Consider the following 15,010-nt stretch of genomic DNA (forward strand, 5'->3'; position numbering starts at 1 on the left):
GGGACGGCCTTGTCGTGTCCCTGATTCGACTTATCCACAGGCCCAACCGGAATGGTGAGATCCGCGAGATCGTCGGCGCATGACGAATCACAGCGAAACCGCCGGACCCTTCGAAAGCAACGACATCTCGGGGCAGGAGCCGCCGACCGGGCCGACCGAACACGCCACACAGGTCACTCTGCGCACCCCGGCCGAACTGGCCGACGCCCTGCCCTACCTGCTCGGCTACCGCCCCGAGGACAGCATGGTGCTCGTCGCCCTGCACGACCACGCGGGCCGCGGCAGGTTCGGCGGCCGGGCCCGGCTCGGCATCCCCGCGAACGACGAGGACTGGGAGGCCGCCGCCCGGCAGCTGGCCCGCGGGCTGGTGACCGGCAGCGAACGGCGTGGCGGCCGGCCCGAACGGATGGTGGCCTACGTCTGCCAGGAGCCGGGCCCGGGAGAGTCCGGCCGGGACGTCAAAAGGCGGCTGGAGGGGCTGGCCCACCTGATGCGCACCGAGTGCGGGAATCTCGACGTGCCGGTCATCGAGGCCCTGTGCATCTCGGACGGCCGATTCTGGTCGTACTGCTGCCCGGTCGAGGGCTGCTGCCCCGAGGACGGCTCGCCGATGGGCCTTCCCGGCACCTCCGTGCTCGCGGCCGCGGCCACCTACGCCGGCATCCAGGTGCGCGGCACCCTGCGGGAGCTGCGCGCCAGGCTCCAGCCGTGGGAGACCGGCGCCGCACTGGAACAGGAGATCGCCCTGGACGCGGTCGGAATGAGCCTGGTGCCCCGCATGCTGGAAGAGACGAGCCGCCTGGAGGTGGCGGAGGAGACCATCGCCCTCGCCGGGCGCATCATCCGCCGGTACGCCACGGCCGCACCGGTCCCCGGCACCCACTCCGCGGACGTACGCGACGACGACCTCCTCGCGGACGACGAGGCGGCGACCTTGATCCTCGGGCTCCAGGACCGCACGACCCGTGACAAGGCCGCCGCCTGGATGGAGGGGGACGAGGCCGGTCCGGCGCTCCGCCTCTGGCGCGCCCTGGCCCGCCGTTGTGTCGGACCCTACGGTGAGCACGCCGCCGCACCGCTGACCCTGGCGGGCTGGGTCGCCTGGTCCCTGGGGGACGAGCTGGAGGCACGGGAAGCACTGGCCATGGCACTGGGCGCGGACCCCGACTACCTCTTCGCCCGCCTGCTGCACCAGGCCTGCAACGAAGGACTCGACCCCGAGTCGGTCCGCCGCTGCCTGCGCGCTGAACGGGCGGAGCCTGAGCCGGCACAGCCGACGGACCAGGCGGCCCCGGCAGCGCGGACGGCTCTCGCCGAGCCCTCTGAGGCCGACACGCAGCAGAGCGACGAGCGTGCCGACCCCGGCGCCAGGAAGGGCGGGCAGCGACGCCGCCGTGCGCGCGGTGATAAAGCCTCCCGAGCCAGGCAAGACCGTCGGAGGCCGGTCGGCTCCCGTCCCCGGACCACGGACGCGACCGGCCCCGGCCCCCGCGGCCCGGCCGCCACGCGCACCCGTGCGGCGGCTGCGGGCGACGCCACGCACGGCGGCGCCCCGTCGGACAGCCGGCACTCCGAGGCGGACGGATGAGTCCCGGCCGACGGATGACGGGCCGGGCGCACCCCGAATGGCCGTCCCAGCCGGCCGGGCACACCGCCATTCGGTCGGCTTCCGACAGGCGAGCCGTGACCCGGGCGAGTCCGTTTCCGTTCACCTGAGTGGCGGAACGCCTGAACGGGTGCCGCCGTACTCCCCTGTCCTCCGGGGCGACCCACCAGCCGCCCAGCATGTCCGAGGCGCACCGAGCGCAGAAGAAGCGACGCCATGCACCAACAGCCGACTCCGCCCTCCACCGCCGAGCGTCCGCCCTGGAGCAGGCACGAGCCGTCCCCGACGGCAGGCGCCCGCCCCGGCGCACCGACGACGGCCACCGATCCACCACCCCCGTCGTCCGCGGAACCAGGTTCCCCTTCGCCGGCCCCCCACGGGAGCCCGCCGTCCCCCGGCGCCACACCGCCCCGCCGTCCCGCCGCGGCACCGCAGCCACGTACGCCCCCGGCCGGCCGCCCGGCACCCGAGCTGCCGCCCACGCACACCGCGCTGATCTGTGTGGCTCTGCCCGGCCTCGTCATCTCCGATGAGCCGGGACAACTGGCCGGACGGGGACTGGACGGGTTCTACCGAGGGGGAAGACGCCTGCTCTCCCGGTGCCAGGTCCGCGTGGCAGGCCGCGAACCGCTGCCCGTGCAGGGCAGGATGACCGGAGCCGACAGCGCCCGCTTCGTGGGGACGCTGCGCGTTTCCCCGGCCGCCGGCCCCGACCCCGAAGTCGTCGTCGAACGGACCCGGCACGCCGACGGCACCGAACGCATCACACTCCGCAACGCCGCCCTGCGCCCGCTGCGCCTGCCCGTCGAGGTAGCCCTCGGCACCGACCTGGCGGAACTCGCCGCCATCGCCGCAGGTGCCGCAGCCCCCGAACTCCCGGCCAGCGTTCACGACTCGGGCCTGCGCTGGGCCACGGCCGACGCAGCCGCCTGCGTCACCGCTGCCCCGCCGCCCTCCGACGCCCTGGCGTCCGCCGGACTGCTGCGCTGGGAACTGGACCTGCCCCCGGCCGGGACGGCAACGGTGGAGCTACGGGTACGGCCCGAAGGCGCAGGCCCCCTGCGACCAGCCGGACACGTGGCCACCAGCCCCCTGGCCCCCGCGCGGGCCGCGGGCGACGACCCCCGGGTGGCCCCGCTGCTGCACTCGGCCGTCGCCGACCTCCAGGCACTGCTCCTGCGCGACCCCGCACACCCGTCCGACACCTACCTCGCGGCCGGCGCCCCCTGGCGCTGCGGAATGGCTCCCGCCGAGGCGCTCGCCGCCGCCCGCATGACCCTTCCTCTGGGCACCCGCCTCGCGGCCGGCACCCTGCGCATCCTGGCCCGCACCCAGCTCCGGGGCCCGGGCCCCCGCGCCGGCATGATCCCGGGCCCCCGGCGTGACGCCGGCCCGCACCTTCCACCGAGCTGCACCGGAACGGAGGCAACCCTGCTCTTCCCTGTCCTGCTCGCCGAAGCCCGCCGCTGGGGGCTGCCCGAACAGGAGACACGGGAGCTTCTGCCCGCGGCCGAGCGCTGCCTGACGTGGCTGCGGACCACCGTCGGTGACGGCACCTACCTCCCCGACCCGCACCCCGGGGGGCCGGCCCGCTGCGAAACGCAGGCGCACGCCTACCGCGCCGCCCTGATCGGCGCCGATCTCCTCGACGCCTACGACAGACCGGGCGCCACGGAGCTGCTCCAGTGGGCCGAGACCCTGCGGACCGCCTTCCGAGCCGAGTTCTGGGTGGAGGACCGCGGCGGCGGCCGCCCGGCCGCGGCCCTGGCCCCCGGGAGACGCCCCATGCCCCAGCTGTCCGCCACCGCCGTCCACCTCCTCGACACCGGCCTGCTCGGCGGCGGCCGACAGGCCCCCGGCCTGCTCGGCAAGGCGCACACCGAACACCTCGCCCGGCTGCTCGGCACCCCCGCCATGGACGCCGGCTGGGGACTGCGCGGCCTCGGCGTCAAGGAGGCGGGACACAACCCGTTCGGTCACCGGACGGGAGCGGTACGGGTGCAGGAGACCGCGCTCGCAGTCGCGGGACTGGCGGCGGCCGGCTGCGAGAAGGAGGCGGCCGGCCTGCTCAAAGGGCTGCTGGAAGCGGCGGAACACTTCGGTCACCGGCTGCCCGAGATGTTCGCCGGCGAACAGCGCTCAGCCGGCACCGCGCCCCTCCCGCACCCCGCCGCCTGCCGCCCGGCGGCCACCGCCGCGGCCTCGGTGGTCCTGCTGCTCACCGTCCTGGCCGGTATCCGTCCCGACGTCCCGGCCCGCACCGTCACCCTGCGGCCCGTGCGGAGCGCACCGCTCGGCGAACTCAGCCTCAGTGGAATGCGGGTCGCGGGCGCCCCCTTCGCCGTACGGATCAGCCGGCTGGGACTGGCCATGGTGGAGGAGGCGGCGGACGGCCTGCAACTGGGCGCGTGAGCTCCCTGCCAGGCACGTGACCTGGAACGACATCACCGGTCCGGCGGAGCGGAAACCAACCATGCGCGCCGTGGCGGAAAGAAGCGGAACCACCACCGAAGCGCCCGATCAAGGGAGTGTTTATCGTCAGGAAGACGACTATGATCGCGGCATGCCCTACGACCCGTCAGCCTTTCCGCCCTTCGCCGTCACCGTGGACCTGGTCGTGCTGACCGTGCGCCGCGATGCCCTGTGCGCGCTGGCGGTCCGCCGGGGCGAGCCCCCCTTCCAGGGGCGCTGGGCACTGCCCGGCGGCTTCGTACGGGCCGACGAGGACCTGACCCAGGCGGCGGCACGCGAGCTGGCCGAGGAGACCGGGCTGTCCGCCCACGACCCCTCGGTCCCGGCCCAGGACAACGGAGCCCACCTGGAACAGCTCGCCACGTACGGCGACCCCAAGCGGGACCCGCGCATGCGCGTGGTCAGCGTCGCGCACCTCGCGCTCGCCCCCGACCTGCCCGCACCGCGCGCCGGAGGCGACGCCAGCAACGCCCGCTGGGCCCCGGTCGAGGAACTGCTCCAACAGGGTGGTTACGGCCGCGACGGAGAACCCGTGGCACCGCTCGCCTTCGACCACGCCCAGATCCTCGCCGACGGAGTGGAACGCGCCCGCTCCAAGATCGAGTACTCGTCGTTGGCCACCGCCTTCTGTCCGCCCGAGTTCACCGTCGGAGAGTTGCGCAGGGTGTACGAGGCGGTGTGGGGCGTGGCACTCGACCCGCGCAACTTCCACCGCAAGGTCACCGGAACCCCTGGATTCCTCGTCCCCACGGGCGGTACGACCACGCGCCAGGGCGGCAGGCCGGCCCAGCTCTTCCGCGCCGGCGGCGCCACCCTGCTCAACCCGCCGATGCTGCGCCCCGAGGTCTGAGGGACACGGCGGCGGCCCTGTCACACGACCGGCGCGCCGGTCACCCCTGCCGAGCGCGCGTTCCGTCGAACGGCGGACAGATGAGGCGACAGACCACGCGGCTTGTGCTCGCAAGACGCCCTATACCGGAAAAACCGGATATGTCGCGCTATCTTGCTGCAGGTGATCCAGGCCTTCGGACTGACCAGCAATCCCCGCAAGGCGCACCCGCCCGCCGTCGACGACGTCTCCTTCGAAGCGCGCGCCGGGCACGTCACCGCGCTCCTCGGCAGCGCCGGCGCGGGCAAGACGACGGCGCTCAAACTGATGCTGGAGCTCCAACCAGGGCGCGGCATCACCTACTTCAGAGGCCGGCCCCTGCACTTGACCGCCCACCCCTCGCGGGAAGTCGGCGTACTCCTCGGTGACGTACCGGGCCACCCGTCCCGTACGGTGCGCGGGCACCTGCGCATGCTGTGCGCCGCGGCGGGAGTTCCCGCGCGACGAGCCGACGAGGTCCTCGAAGTGGTCGGTCTCGTCAGCCTCCGTGAGGAGCGCCTGGGCACGCTGTCGCGCGGCATGGACCGGCGGCTCGGCCTCGCCTGCGCCCTGCTGCCCGACCCGCACACACTCGTCCTGGACGAACCCACGGACGGTCTCTCCGCCCGTGAGGCCCAGTGGCTGCACAGCATGTTGCGGGCCCACGCCACCCAGGGCGGCACCGTGCTCTTCACCACGGCCGACACCAAGGAGGCCGCGCGCACCGCCGACCGGGTCGTCACGCTCGACGGCGGCAGGCTCGTCGCCGACCAGGAGGCCAGGGACTTCGCCCGCACCCGGCTGCGCCCGCGCGTGGCCGTCCGCAGCCCCCACGCCGCCCGCCTCGCGGCCCTGCTCACCAAGGACGCCCGCACCACCCGCCGCTCCGTCGAAGTCGTACGCGAGGGCGGCAACCGGCTGTCGGTGTACGGCACGACGACCGCCGACGTCGGCGAGATCGCGTTCCATCACGGCATCCTCGTCCATCAACTGGCCGACGAGGTCGGAGACATGGGGCCGGGCGCCGGTATCGAGGGTGACGACGGCACGGGCTCCGCCGAGCCACGGCAGGACGTGCCGGCGGACCGGGAGGCCCGCCCGGAACACGGCCCGGCGGAGCAGGACCCGGCAGCCCGCGACACCCCGCACGGGGAGCGGGAGCGCGCCTCGGCCGGCCGCGCGCGGCCGGGTGGCGAGCGCGTGGCCTCCGGTGTCTTCGCACGGGAATCCCGCCCCGCCGCGCTCGGCGGCCCGCCCGCGGACCAGGGTCGAGCCGTGGAGGGGTTCCCACCGGCATCGGCGTATGCAACGGCCGAGGCGTCACCGGACCCCACGACTGCCGGCTATCCGGCGGAGGAGTCGCACACCACGTGGCCGGCAGCGGAATCCGGCGCCGCGACGCCCGACCCGGAAGCGGCCGGACCGTGCGCCGAAGCCCCTGACCGGTCCGCGCCGGAGCCGGACAGCCCGGCGCCGGAGCCCGGCCGGGCTGCGGTCAGCCTTGAGAGAGTGCGGACCATGGAGAGCGAATGGTCCGCGTCCGGCCGCGCTGTCGAGCAGGGGGCCGCGTCGGCTCGTCCGCCGGCCCATGACGCCGCACCGGCCGCCATGACATCCCCGGAGGGCGGCGTGGCGCACAGCCCGACCGCGTCCGGCGAGAAGAGCACGGCGGCTGGCGGCTCCGGCCGGTCCGGCGGCCCGACGGCCACCGTCGACTCCAGCCCGGGCGGAGTGGTGACAGCCTCCGAGCCGCAGACCGGCAGGGCCCGCACCCCGGCCAAGTTCCTCGCCGGCACCCGCACCTTCCTCCCCGGAGCCAGGAACCCCGACGCCCGGCAGTGGCAGGTCGACCGCGCCATTCGCCCCGGCGGCGTCCGCCCCCTCGCCGCCGCCTCCCCGCTCCCACCCCCCATCTCCGTCCGCCCCGCACGCAGCCCCCTGCGCCCCCTGCGCTACGAACTCCGGCGCGCCACCGGAATCGGCACCGGCTTCCTCACCTGCGGTGCCGTGCTGGTGTTGTCCGCGCTCACCGCCGTACTCCTGGCGCGGCTCGGCCACACCCCGAAGGAGCGGCTGTTCGCGGCCTGGCCGCAGGGGCTGCCGCTGCCGCCCGCGGCGCTCGCGGCAGGGCTGCTCGGCGCACTGGCCTTCGGGGACGAGTTCCGCCACCCCGCCCTGGCGGCGGACCGCGGTACCGTCCCCCGTAGGCTGGGGCTGCTCATCGCGAAACTGCTCGTCTCCGGAGCCACCGCGCTGCTGCTGGCCTTCCTCACCGTGGGCTGCGACGCCGAAGTGCTGTACATCGTCTACGGACGGGAGCTGGCACAAGTTCCCGCGGACTGGCTTTCGCTCACCGCCAGTTGGTTCGGGCTGGTCGTCGGCTGCGCCTGGGCCGGTGTGCTGGCGGCCGGGGTGTTCCGGTCCACGACGGCCGGACTGGCCGCCGTCCTCGCCGTGCCCGTCCTCGTCGTACCCCTCCTGCACAAGGTCCTGCAGGGCCCGGTGCTGCGGATGGCGGCCGGTTTTCCGGTGCGGTTGCGGGACGTCCACCTGCTGCAGTGGCCGTTCGGCGGCGAGCGGTACCTGCTCGCGGCCGCGCGGGTCCTCGCTCAACCCGTCGGCGGAGGCCTGGCGTTGTCGCTCGCGGTGCTGCTCTGTGCCTATCTGGCCACGGCCCTGCGTACCCGCTTCCGATGACTACAGTCCGTACGCTTCCGGTTCCGTCGTGCACACAACTCCCCGCAGAGAGCCCATTTCTTTCCGATAAGGCGTCAATTGCGACGGCGTGAGCGATCACCCTTTCGTGTGCTTTTCACCAAAGACCTCAAGGGAGTTGGAGGCGACGCCGACAAAGGATCCGTGAGTACCCTTGCGCACACCATGATGACCGCCGCCCGCTCCGCAGACTCTGGTCTGGCCGGCCCGGGCGAACTCGACCGCTACCCCTACGCCGAGGCCACGGTGGCCGACCGCGTCGGCGCGCCCCACTGGGACACCGGGGAGCCGGAGCTGGGCCGCGTCGGCCGGCGGGCCGCGGGCAGTCGCGGACGCGGACTGCACGGACAACTCGTCCAGCAGCTGGGACAGATGATCGTCTCCGGCGACCTGGGGGCGGACCGCCCGCTGGTGCCGGAGGAGATCGGCCAGCGCTTCGAGGTGTCCCGCACCGTCGTCCGCGAGTCCCTCCGCGTCCTTGAGGCCAAGGGCCTGGTCAGCGCCCGCCCGAACGTCGGCACGCGCGTACGTCCCGTCAGTGACTGGAACCTGCTCGATCCGGACATCATCGAGTGGCGGGCCTTCGGGCCGCAGCGCGACGACCAGCGCCGGGAGCTGAGCGAGCTGCGCTGGACGATCGAGCCGCTCGCCGCCCGTCTCGCCGCCGGGCACGGGCGCGAGGAGGTGCAGCAGCGCCTCTGTGACATGGTCGAGATCATGAGCCATGCCATGGCGCAGGGCGACGCGCTCACCTACTCGCGCGCCGACACCGAGTTCCACGCGCTGCTCATCCAGATCGCGGACAACCGCATGCTGGAGCACCTCTCCGGCATCGTCTCGGCGGCCCTCCAGGTCTCCGGCGGCCCTGTCACGGCCTGTGACCGGCCGAACGAGGCGTCCCTGGCCCAGCACGCGCGGATCGTGGACGCGCTGGGCACCGGCGACGGTACGGCGGCCGAGGCGGCCATGCGCCAGCTGCTCATGGTCCACCCCGAGGTGGAGCGCGTGGTGCCTGCGCCGCGCGAGCACTGACCCCGCGAGGAATGCGGTGCGGTCGCCGGTGTGCGGCGCGCTCGTGGTGCGCATGGCGGCGCCGGGCCACGAGCGCCGGCCGTCGCCGGACCCCGCCGGACCTTCTGGAGTCCGGCGGGTCCGGCGGGCCCGATGGCGCGACGGCGGCGACAGGACCTGGTCGTGGGCGTGGCTGGAACGAACACCGTAAATGTTGCTCTTTGTGTATGTCTGACCGCTTTTGACCGCTTACGGGGTGTGACTCGGGCCACGTAGATTGGGCGTAACGCTCATGGAGACAGCGCGATGACCTAAGAGGTGATAGCCGCGGAGGGAATACGGACGCCGTAACAGGCGCTGTGCATCTCCCCGGCCCACGCCCGCGCCGTCGGCCCATCCCCAGGCCGGTGGTCGGCTCACGTCCGCAGTGGACGGTGCCGGAAGCCGTTTTCCAACGTTCCGAGAGGTTGTTCGTGTCGGCCAGCACATCCCGTACGCTCCCGCCGGAGATCGCCGAGTCCGTCTCTGTCATGGCGCTCATCGAGCGGGGAAAGGCTGAGGGGCAGATCGCCGGCGACGATGTGCGTCGGGCCTTCGAAGCTGACCAGATTCCGGCCACTCAGTGGAAGAACGTACTGCGCAGCCTCAACCAGATTCTTGAGGAAGAGGGTGTGACGCTGATGGTCAGTGCCGCAGAGCCCAAGCGCACCCGAAAGAGCGTCGCAGCGAAGAGCCCGGCCAAGCGCACCGCCACCAAGACGGTCGCGGCGAAGACGGTGACCACCAGGAAGGCCACCGCCAGCACGGCCGCCCCCGCGGCGCCCGCCGCCCCGGCCGTCGCCGAGTCCGCCGAGGAAGCCGCACCTGCCAAGAAGGCCGCCGCCAAGAAGGCGACCGCCAAGAAGACGGTCGCCAAGAAGACCGTCGCGAAGAAGACGGCCGCCAAGAAGACCACGGCAAAGAAGGACGACGCCGAGCTCCTCGACGAAGAGGTCCTTGAGGACACCAAGGTCGCCGACGAGCCCGAGGGGGCCGAGAGCGCCGGCTTCGTCCTGTCCGACGAGGACGAGGACGACGCGCCCGCGCAGCAGGTCGCCGCGGCCGGCGCCACCGCCGACCCGGTCAAGGACTACCTGAAGCAGATCGGCAAGGTCCCCCTGCTCAACGCCGAGCAGGAGGTCGAGCTCGCCAAGCGCATCGAGGCGGGCCTGTTCGCCGAGGACAAGCTGGCGAACGCCGACAAGCTCGCCCCCAAGCTCAAGCGCGAGCTGGAGATCATCGCCGAGGACGGCCGCCGCGCCAAGAACCACCTGCTGGAGGCCAACCTCCGACTCGTGGTCTCCCTGGCCAAGCGCTACACCGGCCGCGGCATGCTCTTCCTGGACCTCATCCAGGAGGGCAACCTCGGTCTGATCCGCGCGGTCGAGAAGTTCGACTACACCAAGGGCTACAAGTTCTCCACGTACGCCACCTGGTGGATCCGCCAGGCGATCACCCGCGCCATGGCCGACCAGGCCCGCACCATCCGTATCCCGGTGCACATGGTCGAGGTCATCAACAAGCTCGCGCGCGTGCAGCGCCAGATGCTCCAGGACCTGGGCCGCGAGCCCACCCCGGAGGAGCTGGCCAAGGAACTCGACATGACCCCGGAGAAGGTCATCGAGGTCCAGAAGTACGGCCGCGAGCCCATCTCGCTGCACACCCCGCTCGGCGAGGACGGCGACAGCGAGTTCGGTGACCTCATCGAGGACTCCGAGGCCGTCGTCCCGGCCGACGCGGTCAGCTTCACGCTCCTGCAGGAGCAGCTGCACTCCGTACTGGACACCCTGTCCGAGCGCGAGGCGGGCGTCGTCTCCATGCGCTTCGGTCTCACCGACGGTCAGCCGAAGACCCTCGACGAGATCGGCAAGGTGTACGGCGTCACGCGCGAGCGCATCCGCCAGATCGAGTCCAAGACCATGTCGAAGCTGCGCCACCCGTCGCGTTCGCAGGTGCTGCGCGACTACCTCGACTAGGTCCCGCTCCACCACGGCGAAGGCCCGGTTCCCCTCGCGGGAGCCGGGCCTTCGTGCTGCGCGCGTGCGCGAGGTGGATCACTCTGGGTGTCCCACGAGCACCGCGGAGTGAGGAGCATGCATGCGCCGTTCCATAGCCCGGGCACTGATCCGGCCGCTGGCCCTGGCGGCCACCCTGACTTCCATACCTCTGGCGAGCACCTCCACCGCGGCCGCAGACAGCGTGGTGGTCGGGGGGTTTCCGATAGACGTTTCCCAGGCTCCGTGGACGGTGGCGCTGGCCAGCCGTGACCTGTTCGGAGGAATGCGGGCGGGCCAGTTCTGCGGCGCTGTGGCCATCGGACGCAGCACGGTGGTCACAGCCGCCCACTGCCTGGCCGAGGAGTCCCTCGGGACGCCACCGAGCCGTCTGCGCGACCTCAGGGTCATCGCGGGCCGCACGGACCTGCTGTCGGGGCAGGGCCAGGAAGTCGCCGTACGGGAGATCCGGGTCAATTCCGCGTACGACCCCGCGACCAACTCCGGCGACTTCGCGGTCCTCGGACTCGTCGGCTCCCTGCCGCAGAGCGCGGTCGTCGCCATGGCGGGCCCGGGCGACCCCGCCTACGCGCCGGGCACCGAAGCCCTGGTGTCGGGATGGGGTGACACCACCGGCGCGGGAACCTACCCACGCCGGCTCCGCGCCGCACGTGTGCGTGTGCTGCCCGACGAGCTGTGTGCCCGCGCCTACCCGGGCGGCCCTGAGGGCGCCTACCGGGCCGGCACCATGCTGTGCGCCGGTGACCCCGCCGGAGGCCCCGACGGCTGCCAGGGCGACAGTGGAGGCCCTCTGGTGGCCGGGGGGCGGCTGATCGGCCTCGTGTCATGGGGGAGCGGCTGCGGGCGGCCGGGGCTCCCGGGTGTCTACACGCGTGTCTCCGAGGTCGTACGAGCGCTGCAGCCGACGGCCACGGTGGCCGGGGTGCGGAACTCCAGGCCCGCGTGAGCGCGTCCGGGCATGAGCACGGGCGGCTGCTTCCTGGTGTGAAGCGGCCGCCCGTTCACCGGCCTGTGCCGGGGCTGGCTCGTCGTGGTGCGAGATTCAGCGCTCTTCTTCCGAAACGGTGTTCGGAACGGAGGTCAGCCGCTCCGTCTCGTCCTGTATCTCAGCGGCGATCTTCTTGAGTTCCGGCTCGAACTTGCGACCGTGGTGGGCGCAGAAGAGCAGTTCTCCGCCGCTCAGCAGGACGACGCGCAGGTATGCCTGGGCGCCGCAGCGGTCGCAGCGATCGGCGGCCGTCAGCGGGCTCGCGGGGGTCAGAACAGTAGTCACGTCGCCTCTTCTCTAGCTCGACGAGCTGTCGTACCAGGGTCAACATCCAACCAGCCCCAAAACGTTCCCGCTCGTGGCTTTTCCTCGAAAGAATCTTTCCGGGGCGGCTGTTTGCTGCCGGTTGGCGGCGAATGTGCCGTATTGCGTCTCTTGTGTGCGTACGGGTTCGCGCTGTCTTTGGTGTCTCGGTCCTCCCGGCCGGGTTGCCGGTTGTTCATGAGGACGTGCCCGGAGCCTAAATGGTTCATGCCTCGAAGGGAACGTGATGTGTGCTTCACTCCATCGAGGGATCGAACGTGTATGCGAGTGTGGACTAGTGTGAGTTGTCGGCGAGGGTGGCGTTACACCGGCTCTACCAGGGCTCGGTACCCTCTGAGCGGCGACCGAAGCCGCCCCCTTACCCAAAAGGGGGCCATCTGAAATTCAGCGAGGAGCGAACCGCGTGACCGCCGATACGTCCGTGCCGTCCACAGCGCTGCTGGCAGGAGCAGACCGCGACGGTTCCAACTACACCGCGCGGCACCTGCTCGTCCTTGAGGGTCTTGAGGCCGTGCGCAAGCGCCCTGGCATGTACATCGGATCGACCGACAGTCGCGGTCTGATGCACTGCCTGTGGGAGATCATCGACAACTCGGTGGACGAGGCCCTCGGCGGCTACTGCGACCACATCGAGGTCGTCCTCCACGACGACGGCTCCGTCGAGGTGCGCGACAACGGCCGCGGCATCCCCGTGGACGTGGAGCCGAAGACCGGCCTGTCCGGCGTCGAGGTCGTCATGACCAAGCTCCACGCGGGCGGCAAGTTCGGCGGCGGCTCCTACGCCGCCTCCGGCGGTCTGCACGGCGTCGGCGCCTCCGTGGTCAACGCCCTCTCCGCCCGACTCGACGTCGAGGTCGACCGCGGCGGCCACACCCACTCGATCAGCTTCCGGCGTGGTGTGCCCGGCGCCTTCGCCGCCGGCGGCGCCGACGCGAAGTTCGAGGCCAAGAGCGGACTGCGCAAGACGAAGAAGATCCCCAAGACGCGCACCGGCACGCGCGTGCGGTACTGGGCCGACCGGCAGATCTTCCTCAAGGACGCCAAGCTCTCCCTGGAGAACCTGCACCAGCGCGCCCGGCAGACCGCCTTCCTGGTCCCCGGCCTGACCATCGTCGTCCGCGACGAGTACGGCCTGGGCGAAGGCGGCAGCAAGGGCGAAGAGTCCTTCCGCTTCGACGGGGGCATCAGCGAGTTCTGCGAGTACCTGGCGAACGACAAGGCCGTCTGCGACGTCCTCCGCTTCTCCGGCAAGGGCACCTTCAAGGAGACCGTTCCCGTCCTGGACGAGCACGGCCAGATGACCCCCACCGAGGTCACCCGCGAACTGGGCGTCGACGTCGCACTGCGCTGGGGCACCGGGTACGACACGACCGTCCGGTCGTTCGTCAACATCATCGCCACGCCCAAGGGCGGCACCCACGTCACCGGCTTCGAGCAGGCGCTCACCCAGACGATGAACGATGTGCTGCGCGCCAAGAAGATGCTGCGCGTGGCCGAGGACAACATCGTCAAGGACGACGCCCTGGAGGGCCTCACCGCCGTCGTCACGGTCCGGCTGGCCGAGCCGCAGTTCGAGGGACAGACCAAGGAGGTCCTCGGCACCTCGGCGGCCCGCCGTATCGTGAACAGCGTGGTCGGCCGGGAACTGAAGGCCTTCCTGACCGCGACCAAGCGTGACGCCGCCGCCCAGGCCAGGGTCGTCATGGAGAAGGTGGTCGCGGCCGCCCGCACCAGGGTCGCGGCCCGCCAGCACAAGGACGCCCAGCGCCGGAAGACCGCTCTGGAGTCCTCGTCCCTGCCGGCCAAGCTCGCCGACTGCCGCAGCGACGACGTCGACCGCAGCGAGCTGTTCATCGTCGAGGGCGACTCCGCGCTCGGTACGGCCAAGCTGGCGCGGAACTCCGAGTTCCAGGCCCTGCTGCCGATCCGCGGCAAGATCCTCAACGTGCAGCGGTCCTCGGTGACCGACATGCTCAAGAACGCCGAGTGCGGCGCGATCATCCAGGTCATAGGGGCGGGCTCCGGCCGCACCTTCGACATCGACCAGGCTCGCTACGGCAAGATCATCATGATGACCGACGCCGATGTGGACGGCTCCCACATCCGGTGTCTGCTGCTCACGCTGTTCCAGCGGTACATGCGGCCCATGGTCGAGGCCGGCCGGGTCTTCGCCGCGGTGCCGCCGCTGCACCGTATCGAGATCGTCCAGCCGAAGAAGGGGCAGGACAAGTACGTCTACACGTACTCGGACCGTGAGCTGCGCGACAAGCTCATGGAGTTCCAGAGCAAGGGCATCCGGTACAAGGACTCCATCCAGCGCTACAAGGGTCTGGGCGAGATGGACGCCGACCAGCTGGCCGAGACCACGATGGACCCGCGCCACCGCACCCTGCGCCGGATCAACCTGTCCGACCTGGAGGCCGCCGAGCAGGTCTTCGACCTGCTGATGGGTAACGACGTGGCTCCGCGCAAGGAGTTCATCTCCGGCTCGGCGGCGACGCTGGACCGGTCGCGCATCGACGCGTAGCCGCCGCGCCGGGCTAGGCGCGGCGGGGGGCTTGCCGGACGGGTGGCCGGCGCCGTCTGAGACGGGGGAGCGGTTCGGGCTCGGTGATCGAGCCCGGGCCGCTCGCCAGCCGGATCCTGCTGAGGCCGGTCGCCGTGCTCGCGACCGCCACCTGCCACCTGTCCGCCGTCACCTGCCCACCGCCACCCGGGCCTGCCCTGGAATGGGCGGCCGGCCATGCCCCTGTGCCTGAGGCGGCCCCGGTCCCTCGTTGTCCCTCGTTGATCCGCGTCCGGCCGGGGCACTGGAGACAGTGGACCGTTCTACTGGGTCGGGTGTGTCCCCCTCGCGACCCGGACGGCTTCTCCACCCGTGGGTGGAGGAGAGCCGCTTCGAGTTTCCACCCTTGATCCACCCCGGCTCCGATCTCCCGGCCTGCGGACTTCCGTACCTTCGAAGGCGTCGG

Annotated in this window: 9 protein-coding genes; 8 read left to right on the top strand and 1 reads right to left on the bottom strand. The window is 71.9% G+C overall.

What is annotated here, in order from left to right; all coding sequences use genetic code 11:
- Positions 1 to 79 precede the first annotated feature (79 nt).
- The 7 genes from IG05_RS0115310 to IG05_RS0115340 all read left to right on the top strand — a co-directional run bounded on the left by IG05_RS0115310 (position 80) and on the right by IG05_RS0115340 (position 11,672).
- Complete coding sequence (locus tag IG05_RS0115310) at positions 80 to 1,588, top strand: DUF4192 domain-containing protein (RefSeq protein WP_030342912.1); 1,509 nt, start codon at positions 80 to 82, stop codon at positions 1,586 to 1,588.
- A gap of 234 nt (positions 1,589 to 1,822) precedes the next feature.
- Positions 1,823 to 4,018, top strand: coding sequence for a glycogen debranching N-terminal domain-containing protein (locus IG05_RS0115315; protein WP_234335866.1), 2,196 nt, complete (start codon positions 1,823 to 1,825; stop codon positions 4,016 to 4,018).
- Between the two features lie 151 nt (positions 4,019 to 4,169).
- A complete protein-coding gene (locus IG05_RS0115320) occupies positions 4,170 to 4,928 on the top strand; it encodes an NUDIX hydrolase (protein WP_030342915.1) in 759 nt (252 codons plus the stop codon).
- A gap of 162 nt (positions 4,929 to 5,090) precedes the next feature.
- Positions 5,091 to 7,643, top strand: coding sequence for an ATP-binding cassette domain-containing protein (locus IG05_RS0115325; RefSeq protein ID WP_030342917.1), 2,553 nt, complete (start codon positions 5,091 to 5,093; stop codon positions 7,641 to 7,643).
- A gap of 162 nt (positions 7,644 to 7,805) precedes the next feature.
- Positions 7,806 to 8,693: a FadR/GntR family transcriptional regulator gene (locus IG05_RS0115330; protein WP_158838877.1), complete on the top strand. Its 888-nt coding sequence runs from the start codon at positions 7,806 to 7,808 to the stop codon at positions 8,691 to 8,693.
- 452 nt (positions 8,694 to 9,145) lie between these two features.
- Positions 9,146 to 10,687: an RNA polymerase sigma factor gene (locus IG05_RS0115335; RefSeq protein WP_030342920.1), complete on the top strand. Its 1,542-nt coding sequence runs from the start codon at positions 9,146 to 9,148 to the stop codon at positions 10,685 to 10,687.
- Between the two features lie 121 nt (positions 10,688 to 10,808).
- Positions 10,809 to 11,672, top strand: a complete 864-nt coding sequence (locus IG05_RS0115340) for a serine protease (RefSeq protein ID WP_030342922.1) — start codon at positions 10,809 to 10,811, stop codon at positions 11,670 to 11,672.
- 96 nt (positions 11,673 to 11,768) lie between these two features.
- Here IG05_RS0115340 and IG05_RS0115345 read toward each other — a convergent pair whose 3' ends face one another.
- Entirely contained in the window at positions 11,769 to 11,999 is a 231-nt protein-coding gene (locus IG05_RS0115345) for a DUF7455 domain-containing protein (protein ID WP_030342923.1), read from the bottom strand.
- 442 nt (positions 12,000 to 12,441) lie between these two features.
- On the opposite strand from IG05_RS0115345, the gene IG05_RS0115350 reads away from it, so the two are divergent.
- Entirely contained in the window at positions 12,442 to 14,565 is a 2,124-nt protein-coding gene (locus IG05_RS0115350) for a DNA gyrase/topoisomerase IV subunit B (RefSeq protein WP_030342925.1), read from the top strand.
- The last annotated feature ends 445 nt before the right edge of the window (positions 14,566 to 15,010 follow it).

This window comes from Streptomyces sp. NRRL S-1022, from assembly GCF_000720135.1.
GTDB lineage: Bacteria > Actinomycetota > Actinomycetes > Streptomycetales > Streptomycetaceae > Streptomyces.